The sequence below is a fragment of the Flavobacterium plurextorum genome, from assembly GCF_024638035.1.
Lineage (GTDB): Bacteria > Bacteroidota > Bacteroidia > Flavobacteriales > Flavobacteriaceae > Flavobacterium > Flavobacterium plurextorum.
In genome coordinates this window covers 2,338,988-2,352,851 of sequence record NZ_CP100442.1, presented here as the reverse complement: position 1 = coordinate 2,352,851, position 13,864 = coordinate 2,338,988, and the positions used below count along the sequence as shown (strand labels likewise).

Annotated in this window: 8 protein-coding genes; all 8 read right to left on the bottom strand. The window is 34.6% G+C overall.

Annotation, left to right across the window (positions count from 1 at the left end):
- Positions 1-3 precede the first annotated feature (3 nt).
- Entirely contained in the window at positions 4-1,374 is a 1,371-nt protein-coding gene (locus tag NLG42_RS10375; protein ID WP_257683688.1) for a glycan-binding surface protein, read from the bottom strand.
- 33 nt (positions 1,375-1,407) lie between these two features.
- The gene (locus NLG42_RS10370) at positions 1,408-3,039 is read right to left on the bottom strand and encodes a RagB/SusD family nutrient uptake outer membrane protein (RefSeq protein WP_257683687.1); all 1,632 of its coding nucleotides are present in this window, start codon (positions 3,037-3,039) and stop codon (positions 1,408-1,410) included.
- A 10-nt stretch (positions 3,040-3,049) separates the two neighbouring features.
- On the bottom strand, positions 3,050-6,217 hold the full coding sequence (locus tag NLG42_RS10365; protein ID WP_089056890.1) for a SusC/RagA family TonB-linked outer membrane protein: 3,168 nt from the start codon (positions 6,215-6,217) through the stop codon (positions 3,050-3,052).
- A 575-nt stretch (positions 6,218-6,792) separates the two neighbouring features.
- Entirely contained in the window at positions 6,793-7,449 is a 657-nt protein-coding gene (gene fsa / locus NLG42_RS10360) for a fructose-6-phosphate aldolase (RefSeq protein WP_257683686.1), read from the bottom strand.
- A 526-nt stretch (positions 7,450-7,975) separates the two neighbouring features.
- Positions 7,976-9,301 carry a xylose isomerase gene (gene xylA, locus NLG42_RS10355; protein WP_257683685.1) on the bottom strand — a complete coding sequence of 442 codons (1,326 nt, stop codon included), beginning with the start codon at positions 9,299-9,301 and terminating at the stop codon, positions 7,976-7,978.
- 9 nt (positions 9,302-9,310) lie between these two features.
- Entirely contained in the window at positions 9,311-10,792 is a 1,482-nt protein-coding gene (locus tag NLG42_RS10350) for a xylulokinase (protein ID WP_257683684.1), read from the bottom strand.
- Between the two features lie 2 nt (positions 10,793-10,794).
- Positions 10,795-11,802: a GntR family transcriptional regulator gene (locus NLG42_RS10345; protein ID WP_257683683.1), complete on the bottom strand. Its 1,008-nt coding sequence runs from the start codon at positions 11,800-11,802 to the stop codon at positions 10,795-10,797.
- A 313-nt stretch (positions 11,803-12,115) separates the two neighbouring features.
- Positions 12,116-13,858, bottom strand: coding sequence for a glycoside hydrolase family 43 protein (locus NLG42_RS10340; protein ID WP_257683682.1), 1,743 nt, complete (start codon positions 13,856-13,858; stop codon positions 12,116-12,118).
- Positions 13,859-13,864 lie beyond the last annotated feature (6 nt).

The window sequence follows — 13,864 nt, the reverse complement described above, 5'->3', positions numbered from 1 at the left end:
TTGTTAGTTAAAATCATTGTAAACTGGTGTGTCTAATGGTACAATTCTCCAATTATCAGTATATACTTTTACTGAAGTTGCTTTTGAAGGAAATTCTACTTCGCTCGTATTTCCTAAAACATCTTTCATTTTTACGTCTGCATTTTCGAACCAAATTCCAAAGTTTTGATACGTTGCAGCTTCTCGATAAGCCAAAACAGCTTCGAAAGTAAAAGGTTCTTTAGACCATTGATAAAATTTATTTAATGGAATGGTAATAGTTGTCCATCCAGCAGTTTGAAAAGCAACTGATTTTCCATCAATAAGCCAAGGAATATAATTATAAACTCCGCCAGACCATGTTCCTGCATTAAAATTATTGATTGTACATATTTTTAAGTAACCTGAATCTTTCCATGCGTCTGGTACATAAATATCAAATTGAAATGCAACTTTATCAAGCGGTGTACTAGCTGGAATAAAAGGAGTTAACTGTGCTCTCCAGTTATCAACACCAGTTCCTCCTGTCCATGTTTCGGTTGCTCTGCCTGTTGCTGGAGCAATAGAAGCAAGACGAGCTGGGCGATGCGGTACGTATTTTCCTTGCGAAAGATTTCCTGCGCCTATCGAAGCTGATTCTATATCGGTTCCTAAAATCATACCAGTGGCAGGAGGTGTGCCCCAAAAACTGTGCTGTCCTCTTCCGTCAAAATCTAAAATAACACCTCTTTTACAGTTAAAATATGCTGGAGAATAAACTCCGCCATTTGAAGTTTGAACAAATAGTGATCCTCCTAAATCTGAGATTCCACTTGGAACTTTAACGGTAAATAATTCGCCATCTTCTGTTGATGTAATTCCTGTTGTTACCTCAACATTTCCAGGAAAAACTACTTTACTTACTTCGGTTAAACCGGTTCCTATAACTGTTATGGTTTCACCTGCATTTGGCATTGTGTTAGAAATATTAGTTATAGCAGGTTTACCAGAACGAATTTCAAATTTAAAAGTGGTTTCGTTAGAATCATTTGCAAAACGAATTGTATTTCTCACAGATGGATCTGCGTCCAAAATTGGTGTATCTGCCGAAACACTTACAAGCATCGAATTGTTAGATACAAAAACCACATTAAAGTAGGTAGAATATCCGTTGATGTATACTTTCTTAAGTCCCTCAAATCCTGAACCTTCAATACGCAGCAACTGTCCTAAACGGGCAAAACTAACTTCTCGATCCGGCACTGTTGAATTGACATCTTCTAAAAATACTTTTGAAATTGTGATCGCACCGTCTTGTGAATCATTGTTATCACAAGAGGTAAACAGCATGCCGAAAACCATCATTGTAAGAAGTGCGATGGGCGCCCAATACTTTTTATTTAAAATATATTTCATATTACTATTTCTTTAATTTTTTATTTCTGAATACTAGAATAAGTCTTTAATTTTCTCTTCTGTAAACTGATACGGAACAGGATTTTCTCTCAATAACGGATTCTGAACTAACTCAGATTCTGGGTAAGGAAGTGTAAAAATTGTTGCATCAATTACACCAATAGCTCTTGGACTAGTACTTTTTGAAGCGTCGACTGTAACTTTATTAGTTGCCGTGTCATACAAAATTGGAGTAATTACACCTCTGTTTTGTGCCGTAACATAATTGATTACTTCTTGTTGTTTGTAGTAAGCTCTGCGAACTAAATCGTACCAATATTGTCCTTCCATACACAATTCAACACGTCTTTCATGAATAATATCAGCATACGTTAATGTTGTTTTTGAATCTAAACCTGCACGCGTACGAAGTCTATTTACTCCCATAAGAGCGGCGGCATCTGCGGTTGAAGCGTTATTTCCTAAAGAAGCTTCCGCGTAGTTTAAATAAACTTCTGCCAAACGCAGCATATAAGTATTTAAAGCTGAATTCATACGGGTAATTTTAGAATTATCCTTTGTAGAACCTACAACTCCTTTTTTTATGGTAAGGAAATCATTTCCGTGATCAACTGTGTAACCTCCATTTGCTTTGTTGATTTCGGCATAATGATCTTTGTTACCCATAAATGTTGCTTTACGGCGAAGATCTTTTGATTCATATTCTTGCAATACATTGTAAGAAGCTCTTGTCCAATATCCCCAAGCAGCATCGTCGCCCGTAATATCAGATCCCAAGGCAAAATAAGCCTGCTGTGTATTGTTTACACCATAATCTCCATTTGGCACCCATTGCAAAGCAAACATTGATTCTGTATTGTTGTTATTGTCAACCATAAATAAATCTTCATAATTTGCCATCAAACTATAAGGACCAGAACTAATAACTTTTTCAGCCGCTTTTTTTGCTAAATCAAGATATGCTTGATTGCGAGTGCCGCTGTTTGGATTATCACTAACTCCTGAAAACGATAAGTAAACACGAGACAGCATTCCGAATGCGCTGTATTTTGTTAAACGTCCTGCCTGACCTGCAGTTTCTGGAAGATATTTAGCTGCAAACTCTAAATCGCGCATCGAAAACTCGTAAACATCTTTCATTGGATTTTTGTTTACAATTGGATTTTTCACCAATTCTCTCGGATCTGTAGAGATAATTACATCTCCCCATAACGAAGCCAAATACCAGTATGCTGTTCCTCTCATAAAACGGGCTTCGGCAATATATTTATTTTTAACAGCATTACTAAGTGAACTTCCAGAAATTCCGATAATCACATTATTAGATTGTTGAACTACATTGTACAACGATGCCCAAGCCGAAACCAATGGTCCTGTTAATCCAGTTTCTGTTAAATCTGTAAATGGATAAACGTAATCTGAAAAAGGAGCATACATATTTGCCGCACGTCCATCGCCTAAACCATAATAAAATTTGTCATTAAAATCGAACCATACTTTGTTGTATAAAGGTCCTGTTGCAGCCTGAAAATCAGACTCTGTTTTATAAAAGTTCTCTTTAGTAATTACATCATTTGGTTCAACGTCTAAAATGTCGCTGCAACTCGTCCAAACAAATGGCAATGCAATAATTAAAGCCGTGTAAAATATTTTCTTTGTTTTCATTGTGCAGTTTTTAGAAATTAACATTTATTCCAAGAGTAGTTGTTACCGGCGAAGGATAACGTCCGTTATCGATACCATTTAAAAGTTGGTTTTGGTTTATTGCACCAACTTCTGGGTCATATCCTTTATACTTTGTAAAAGTCAAAACATTCTGCATATTTGAATATACTTTGATGTTTGAAATTCCATATTTAGAATATAAACTCTTAGGCAGATTATAGCCTAATGAAATGTTTTTAAGTCTAACATAAGATCCGTCTTCCACAAATCTATTACTCAAGCGATAGTTAGAAGCCGAAGATGCTGATGAAGCTCCAATTCTTGGCATATATGGATCTCCGCCTACAATTTGTACATTACGATAATCATTTGGCCCAGTTGGATCAATTAATTCTAATTGCGCATATCCTAAAGCTGTTTTCAATAAATTGGTATTCTCACGAGGATTTTCTAACCAGCGTCTTTGGTAATTCAAAACATCATTTCCGTAAGATCCTGTAAACATTATACTCACGTCAAATCCTTTAAACGAAAAGCTGTTCGTAAATCCAAAAGTAAAATCTGGATTAGGATTTCCAATGTAACCAGCATCTTTCTCATTAATTACTCCATCTTTGTTTACATCTTCAAACATATAGTCACCAATCCAAACTCCGTTTTCTCCAATCTGCATTCCTTCTGGAAGCGCTGTTGGTTTTACAGTTCCGCTTGCATCTTTATAATAAAAATCAGTTGCTTTTTCAAAACGTCCAATAACTTTATATCCGTAAAATTGTCCCAATGTCTGCCCTACTGCACTGCGAGTAACCACCGTTACATCAGAACCTTGCTGTAAAGTCTGATCGTAAACTCCAGATTCTGAATTCAATTTCAAGACTTTAAATCTATTCATCGAGATATTGAAATTTGATTTCCAAAGAAAATCTTCTCGCTGCATATTTATTGTGTTTATTGTAAACTCAATACCTTTATTTTCTAGTGATCCAATATTAGCATATGGAGGTGCTGTAGATCCTTGCCCTGTTGTACCTACATAAGCTGGAAGTGATAATCTTAATAATAAATCATCTGTCTTCTTGTAATAAACATCGGCTGTAACTTCGATTCTGTTATTGAAAAGTCCAAGATCTAAACCAATGTTAGTTTGATTTGTTTTTTCCCATTTTAAATCTGGATTAGCTGTATTTGTTGCAATTTGACCACTTCCCCAATTTGTTGCAGATGTACCATATACAGATGTGTAAGCATTATTAGGTACAGTTGAATTACCTGTAACTCCCCATCCTGCGCGTAATTTCAAATTATTAATCGTTTGATTCTCTTTTAAAAATCCTTCACTTGATATTTTCCATGCTAAACCTGCTGCCGGAAACCAATCCCATTTGTTCTCTTCTGCAAATTGTGAAGATCCATCTCTTCTAATAGTTCCTGTTATAAAATATCTATCATCAAATGAATACGCTGCTCTTGCAAAATAAGAACTAAGCGATCTTGTAGAACTTGCGTTTGAGTTTCTTGCTGTTGTTGGGTCACCTGCATTTAAATCTGTAGCTCCGTTTGTTAAATATCCTGAGCGATATCCATAAAGATTTTCCCAGTTTTGTTCCTGTAATTCTTGACCTAACATCGAGTTAATACTGTGTTTTCCGAATACTTTATTATAAGTCAATAAATTATTCCAAATCCAGTTTTCGCTTGTAGATTTTGTTCTGCTTCCTTCTCTCACCTCATTAGATAATGCTCCAAAAGTATAAGATGGATTGAAAGTGTAGTTATTTCCAAAACCGTAATCCAGCGAATATTGTGTTTTGAATTTTAAATCTTTTGTGAAACTAATTTCCGCATAAGCGTTTCCTCTAATTCCGTAGTTTTTAGCATGATTATCTTTTAGCAAAGCAATTCCTAATGGATTTGTTTGAACAAATTCTGTCGTATCTGGCCCATCAAAAGTACCATCGGCATTACGTGCAGCAACATTTGGAGTTTGTTTCAACGCAGTTAGAATTACCGAATCATCATTTACTGTTGTAACTTGATTAGTTTTGTAAACATTCATATTCACTCCAACTTTCATCCATTTCTTTACCTGAGAATCAATTACTCCACGAAGAGTCATACGATCAAAAGAAGAACCAATTATAGTCCCTTCCTGATCAAAATAAGACATTCCTAATGCATAAGTAGTGTTATCAGAACCGCCCGAAGCAGACAAATTATAATTTTGAATTAAAGCTGTTTGAAATAATTCGTCCTGCCAGTTTGTTCCCTCTCCCAACAAATCAGGTCTGATGAAAGCATTATCTCGCTGTACAATTCCTAAATCTGCACGAGTATTTTTAAGAGTACCATATTCTCTAAGATTTAATACTTGTAATTCTTTTGGCATTTGCTGCCATCCTACATAACTGTCAAAGTTTAATGTCAAATCTCCTTTTCTACCTGTTTTGGTAGTTACCATGATTACACCATTTGCAGCTCTTGAACCATAAATTGCTGTTGCAGAAGCATCTTTCAAAATATCAATCGAAGCAATATCATTCGGATTAATTCCTGCAAGCGGATTTGAATTTAAAGATCCTGTGTTTCCATCAATTATTACACCATCTATTACATAAATAGGCTCATTTGAACCTGTAATAGAACTTATCCCACGAATACGTACCGAAGAACTTCCTCCTGGCGTACCACTATTTTGTTGAATTTGCACCCCTGCAGCACGACCTTGTAAAACCTGATCGATTGTTGTTGCAACAGATTGACTAATTGCGGTACTGCTGACTGTTGAAACTGCTCCTGTTAAATCTGCTCTTTTTACAGTTCCATATCCAACAACAACAACTTCTTTCAAGTCATTTAAATTCTCTTCCAGTAAAGCATCAATTTTAGTTTTATTATTTACCGAAACTTCATGTGTTTTATATCCTATGAAGCTAAAGACCAAAATACTATTTGCAGGAACAGATTGAAGTGTGTACGTTCCGTCAAAATTAGAAACGGTACTTGTCTTTGTTCCTTTCACAATAATATTCACACCTGGTATTGGTCCATTACTATCAGATACAGTACCCGATACAGTAATTTGCGCATTTACTGCAGCAGAAAATACCAGCATCAGGATCAAGAATCCCAAATTCTTAAAGTATTTTGATCTGCTTTTAGTAATTAAAAAGTTAGTCATAAATAATTGGTTTAATAAGTTAATAGTATGGTTTAGTTAGTTTTTCTTTTTTATTGACTTACTATGATTTTCCTTTTTAAAATTCAGACAAATAATAGCTTATAGTCAAAACAAATATATGCAAAAAACAATAACACACAATCGGTTGCGTTAATTTTTTTTCTCAATTTCAAAAAAATACCATTAAAAAAAAACGTTTTAAACACAAATAATCAAAAAAAATGAAATAATTCTCAAAAACAGACTTAATCACAACGAAAACGTTAGAGATAATAAATTGTTTAGATCAAAATCTTAAAAAAAGTATAAAATGTTAAATTTATATATTTTTTTTAAACGGACTAAAACATCGCAGTATTCTATTGAAAATCATACTAAACCAAATCCTCAACAATCCCTTGTAAAATAAGACGTGGAGAACATTACAAACTGCACATCAAACAATTAACCCCTAAACAATATATTTCCTACAAAAGACAAAACAGAAACAATCGGTTGCTTTTATTTTACAAAAAACTCCCCTCAGAATAACTGGAGGGGAGTCTAAAAAATAGTAGAAAATGGCTTTTATTACATTAAAGATTCATTTTTTTAGCATCTTCAACAAATTGTTTTAATCCAATATCTGTAAGTGGATGTTTCAATAATCCTTTAATTGCTGATAATGGTCCAGTCATAACATCTGACCCAACTTTGGCACAATTTACAATATGCATTGTATGCCTTACCGAAGCCGAAAGAATTTGTGTTTGATAATTATAATTATCATAGATTTCTCTGATTTCTTCAATTAAACGCATTCCATCAGTCGAAACATCATCTAATCTTCCAAGAAAAGGGGAAACATATGTTGCTCCTGCTTTCGCTGCCAATAAAGCTTGCCCTGCAGAAAATACAAGCGTTACATTGGTTTTAATTCCTTTAGAAGAAAAGTATTTACAGGCTTTAATACCATCGCCAATCATTGGCAATTTAACTACGATCTGCGGATGTAAAGCTGCCAATTCCTCCCCTTCTCTGATCATTCCATCAAAATCGGTTGAGATTACCTCAGCAGAAACATCTCCGTCAACAATATTACAAATGTTTAAATAGTGCTTTAATATATTTTCTTTTCCTGTAATTCCTTCTTTTGCCATTAAAGACGGATTGGTGGTTACGCCGTCTAAAACGCCTAAAGCTTGTGCCTCTTCAATATCCTGAAGATTAGCAGTATCAATAAAAAATTTCATAAGTTTTTTTGGTTTAAGGTTGGTTATAATCTAGTTTCAATAGTATTTAATGTGAAGCATAATCGCATAGTTGTCATTACGATCCCGAAGCCTCGGGATCGTAATGACAAAACTGTACATAGTTCTTTGTCTAAGTAAGTAGTAGAGACGCACAGCACTGCGTTTAACATCCAGCGAGAAAAAAAATGTGCATTTCGATCGATTCTACTCTTCAAAAAACCTTCAATAAAAAATAACTCGCTTATTATTTTATCAAACTGACTATTCATCCATTTCAATTTTCAAAAAAATAGTAACTAAACCTTCAATCTATTTTTCTTAAATCTCAATGCCAAAAAAAGCCATAATCTTAATACACATTTTCAAAGTTTTTATCTAAAATCATTTTTAAAACACTTTTAACTATTTATGGCTATCATGTTTAAAAATTTAAGTTGTTTTAGAAATTTTCTCTCACTAAATATTTTTTTGTAGAAACCTAACAGGTTTTAAAACCTGTTAGGTTTGATATTGAAATCTAAACCAATTAAATATATTGGTTAATGATGTTTTCAAACAATTCTTGTTTACCGCTTTGAAGATTTAATTCTCCATTTTCGTGAGCGATAGTGTAAAGATCTTTTAGGTTTAATTTTCCATCAGCAAAATCTTTCCCTTTTCCAGAATCGAAAGAACTATATCTTTCTGTTCTTAATTTTTCGTAAGGAGAAGAAGTGATGATTTTATCTGCAGTCAATAAAGCTCTTGCAAAAGTATCAGCGCCGCCAATGTGCGCTAAGAAAACATCTTCTAAATCTGTAGAGTTTCTTCTGATTTTTGCATCAAAGTTCACTCCACCACCTTGCAATCCGCCGGCTTTTAAGAAAACTAACATCGCTTCTGTAGTTTCTTGAATGTTATTTGGAAACTGATCTGTATCCCAGCCATTTTGATAATCGCCTCTGTTAGCATCAATACTTCCTAACATTCCTGCTTTTGCAGCAACTTCTAATTCATGTTGAAAAGTATGCTGCGCCAATGTAGCGTGATTTACCTCAATATTAATTTTGAAATCTTTATCTAAACCATATTCTTTCAAGAATCCAATTGCTGTTGCAGAGTCAAAATCATATTGGTGTTTTGACGGCTCCATTGGTTTTGGCTCGATAAAGAAAGTTCCTTTAAAACCTTGCGCCCTTGCGTAATCTCTAGACAATGTTAAGAATTGCGCCATGTGATCTAATTCTCTTCCCATATCTGTGTTCAATAAAGACATATAACCTTCTCTACCACCCCAGAAAACATAATTTTCTCCACCTAAAGCAATCGTTGCATCAAGTGCTAATTTTACTTGTCCTCCCGCTCTTGCTACTACATTAAAATCTGGATTTGTAGCCGCTCCGTTCATAAATCTAGGGTTTGAGAAACAGTTTGAAGTTCCCCAAAGTAATTTAATTCCAGACTCCGTTTTTTTCTGTTTTAGGTAATCAGTAATAAAAGCTAAACGTTTTTCTGATTCTGCAAAAGTTGCTCCTTCTGCAATCAAATCGTAATCGTGAAAACAGAAATAATCAAATCCCATTTTACTGATAAATTCAAAAGCTGCATCCGCTTTATCTTTTGCCGCTTGATAAGGATCTGAAGACTGATCCCAAGCAAATTGCTGTGTTCCTGGTCCGAATGGATCGCTTCCTTGTCCGCAGAAAGTATGCCAATACGCGATCGCAAATTTAAAGTGCTCACGCATTGTTTTTCCAGCTACAACTTGATCTGGATTATAATATTTAAATGCCAGCGGATTATCCGATTCCTTTCCTTCAAATTTAATTTGACCAATACCTTTGTAATATTCTTTATCTCCTAAAACTATCATTTTATCTTTTTATTTAGTTGTTAATATTAATTCTAATTCTTGTTTCCATTTTTTATAAGCCGTTTCGTAAGGCTCCTTGTTGTGCAGCGGTAAAAAAGTCATTACGTGATCGTTGTCGCTGACATTAGCTCCAAATTTGCTGTAATCACCATCTTTTAAACCAACTGCTCTTGCTGCTCCGACTGCGCCGGTTGTATTGTAAATTTCAATTTCGTGACCAATTAAAGTCGCCACTGTATTTGAGAAAATCTCTGAGCGAAAAAGGTTATCATTTCCAGCTCTAATCACATTAATTGTTGCATTATCATCTTTCAAACATTCCATTCCGTACACAAACGAAAAAGCAATTCCTTCTAAAGAAGCTCTAAATAAATGCGCGCTGTTATGAATATTTAAGTTAAGGTTTAAGAAATGAGTTCCGATGTTTTTATTGTTGAACATACGCTCAGCACCATTTCCAAACGGAATCACAACAACGCCTTCTGATCCTACCTCAACATTCGAAGCCTTTTCATTCATCGCTTCATAACTTTCGTTACCCATATTATTGCGAAGCCATCTGTACTGAATTCCAGCTCCATTAATATTTAAAAGTTTACCCACTCTTGGCGTTTCCAATTCGTAGTTTACGTGAACGAAATTATTTACTCTCGTGCTTTTTCCTGATGACATTTCGCTTACCGCATAAAATACTCCCGAAGTCCCGCCCGTAGCTGCCACTTCGCCCGGATTCAAAACATTTAATGACAAAGCATTATTTGGCTGATCACCTGCTCTATAAACAATCGGAATTCCTGCTGGAAGTCCAGTTTCTTTTGAAGCTTGTTGGGTAACAACTCCCTGATTCGTAAAATTTTCAACTATTTTTGGCGTCAAAGATTGCTCGATTCCGTAGTAATCTAAAAGCCAGTCGGCTACTTTATTTTCTTTATAATCCCAAAGCATTCCTTCAGACAAACCATTTTTAGTTGTCGTTACTTCGCCTGTCAGTTTCAAAGCGATGTAATCTCCCGGAAGCATATATTTATCAATTTTGTTGTAAACTTGAGGCTCGTTTTCTTTTACCCATTTTAGTTTCGAAGCCGTGAAATTCCCTGGTGAATTCAGTAAATGCTCCATACATTTTTGTTCTCCAATTTCGGCGAAAGCCTTGTTTCCAATTTCAACCGCGCGGCTGTCACACCAAATAATAGAATTTCGAAGTGCATTTCCTGCCTTATCAACAACCACCAATCCGTGCATTTGGTACGAAATACCAATTCCTTGAATTTTTGACGCATCGATATTAGCTTCGCGAATGGCTCTTTTAGTTGCAGTACAAATGTGCTGCCACCAAATCTCAGGATCTTGTTCTGCCCAATCTGGGTGAATCGACAAAATTTCCATTTCGTTCTGCGGTTCATTCAAAACGATTACTTTTTTACCCGTTTCTGCTTCTACCAAGGCTGTCTTGACAGAAGAACTTCCAATATCATATCCAATATAATACATACTTACAATGATTCTCTTATTATTAATTTTGTCGGCACATAACACTGAATATCCTCTTCATGCGTAATAAATGCCGCTGCTTTGGTTCCTATTTCTTTAAAATCAGTTGACACAACCGAAATTCCTTTGTATATAAATTTCTTCATTGGCGTTTCGTTATACGACAAAAAACCAACGTCTTTTCCCGGCTCAAAATCTTTCTCTTTGCACTGTTCTAAAAAGTGCCCCAAAATCCTGTCGCTTACACTGATATAAGCAATTCCTTTTTCGATATTGAACTTTTTAGGATCCGTAATAATCTCATATTGAAAATTAAAATTAGTACAGAATTTCTTAAAAAACTCAACCGTTTCATACGGATGATTCGTGAAATCCGGATATACAAATTCTATTTTTTTATACTTTTTAAACAAATCAACAGCTTCAATTAAAGCGTTATAAAAAGCTTTTCCAAAATCCTGAAAAACATAATTATTAGTTTTATCACCCTGAATATTCCAGTCAATCAAAAGCAATTTATCACTTGAAATCGCCGACAACGTTGGAGCAATATCATTATGATCAAAATTCATCACCACATATTTGTAATACTTCCCAATTCCGTTATTGATGATCGTTTTAAAAACATCAATGTTATAATGATGAAACTGCACATCAATAATCACATTATCAGGCAGATTATTCACAACCGAATGATACAAAACCTCTTTATATGCTTTAAAAGTATCTAAAACCAAAAGCACTTTTCTCGTCTCGCCTGAAACGTAATAACCTTTGTTCGGCACAGAATCGATCGTTTTTTGGTCCTTTAAAATCGTATACGCTTTAAAAACCGTATCTCTCGATAACTGATTCGTTTTACAAATACTATTTACCGAAGGAAGCAAATCTCCCTTTTGTAAAATATTCTCTGCAATCGCATTATTAATTCCGTTCACCAACTGTTGGTACTTCGGAATATCACTATCGTGATTAATTATAAACTCAAATTTTCCTTCTTCTTTTAGCATACCGTTCTGTTCCGTTCTGTTATGCTAAAATAGGCAATTTCTTTTTATAAAAAATTATTTTTTACATGAATTATGTTATTTTTTAAAAGCTGTTTATTCTATTAGTTTGGGCATGTCCCGCCGAAAAAGCGGGTCGGGCTTTCCGCTTCAATCTTTTGTTTCATTTCATTACACAAAAGGATTTCCACTTCAATCCCTCATGCAAAACGTTTTCAAAAGAACATTTCCGTGATATTTGTCATTTCAATTTAGCTCTGGAAGAGCGTAATATTTATAGAGATGTATTTCCTATAAATATGCCGTCCCTCTGGGACTATTTCTCAAAATGTTCACTTGACGCATACATCGCTAAATACGTTCCCACAAATCCGCCTGCTTCTTTCGTACTCAAAATTGATCCATCGACATCTTTAATCAATAAAACCCAATCTGCATTTTGAGCTGTTTTATAATAAAAACTATACAATCTTCCGTTTCCTTCAATTTTTACAAACAATGTTTTATCAAAATCTAAAAGCTCTTTTTTCGAAATAATCTCTGATTTTCCGCTATTGATTTTCTCTGCTGTTCTTTCAACAAAAACTTCTTCTTTTCCGTTTGAATTCAGTCGCTTTCCAATTAAAAAATAATGTTTTTCATTTTGAAAAGCTGTCAAGCCAGCTGTTTGTAAAATATCTTTCGGACTAAACTCCAATTTAATAGAAGCTTGAAATTTTAAATGCTGCTGTCTTCTTCCAATAAAAGAAAAATTAGTTTCGGTATGAATCGATTCTTTTCTCGGTTTAATTAATAATTTTCCATTCGTTAATTCATACCATTTTTCAGAAGGAGTTCTTATCAAATTCCATTTCAAACTCAATTCATTCGAATCAAAATTGTCATGCCAAATAAAATTCCCATTATTGGGTTCTATTTTTTCTTTTGAAAGAGGCAAATTTGGACGTTTATTTTTCATCGGAATTGGTTCGTTTCCGCCTTTAATTTCCGGCCAGCCATTCTTCCATTCAACAGGCATCATAAAAGTTTCTCTTCCTGTATTATATAAATCTCCTTCATAAGGTCGACATCCTAAAAATACAGACCACCATTCGCCATTTGGAAGTTCTACAAAATCAGCATGACCTGTAGTCGAAATTAAATTTTTACGATTTGGATCTAAATGCAACTGTGTTAAAATAGGATTCGAAGCATAACTTTCATAAGGTCCATAAACATTCTTGCTTCTAAAAACAACTTCTGAATGATTAAAACCTGTTCCGCCTTGAGCGCAGATCATATAATAAAATCCGTCTTTTTTAAGTACATGCGGACCTTCAATCCAAACGGGCTTTTTAGTCATATCGGTTCCGCCGTTAATAACCAATTTGGGAGCTGTTGTGGTTTTTTGTTTTTCCAAATCGTATTCGAGCATATAAATGGCACGATGTCCATCATGAAGCGAAACATTATTTGGCGGAGGTCCGTTATGCGTAATGTATACTTTCCCATCTTCATCAAAGAAAATATCTGGATCGATTCCGTTAACTTCAGGAAGCACAATTGGATTTGACCAAGGGCCAGCTGGATTTTTAGCTGTAACAATAAAATTACCTACTCCGCTCACATTGGTGCAAATGACATAAAAAATGCCTTTATGATATCGAATAGTTGGTGCGTACATTCCGCCCGATAATCGAGAATTTCCAAAATCAGCCTGTTCACGACGGTTTATAATATTTCCTATTTGTTTCCAATTAACCAAGTCAGTACTTTCAAAAATGGGCAATCCAGGAAAATAGCAAAAAGAGGAATTCACTAAATAAAACTTGTCCTCAACCCTGCAGATTGTAGGATCTGCATAAAATCCAGCCAAAATCGGATTTAGATATTCACTTTCAGACTTAGATAAGTTAATATAAGCATCATCATTTCCTCGGTAATCAAACCAATCAAAAACGGCGTAATCAGAATACACAACCGATTGTGATTTTTGTGAAATTTTTTTACACGAAGAAAAAGCACTCATTAAAATGACTGCGCTTACTAATTTAATATCTAATCTTTTAGTTCTAAACATCTCTTT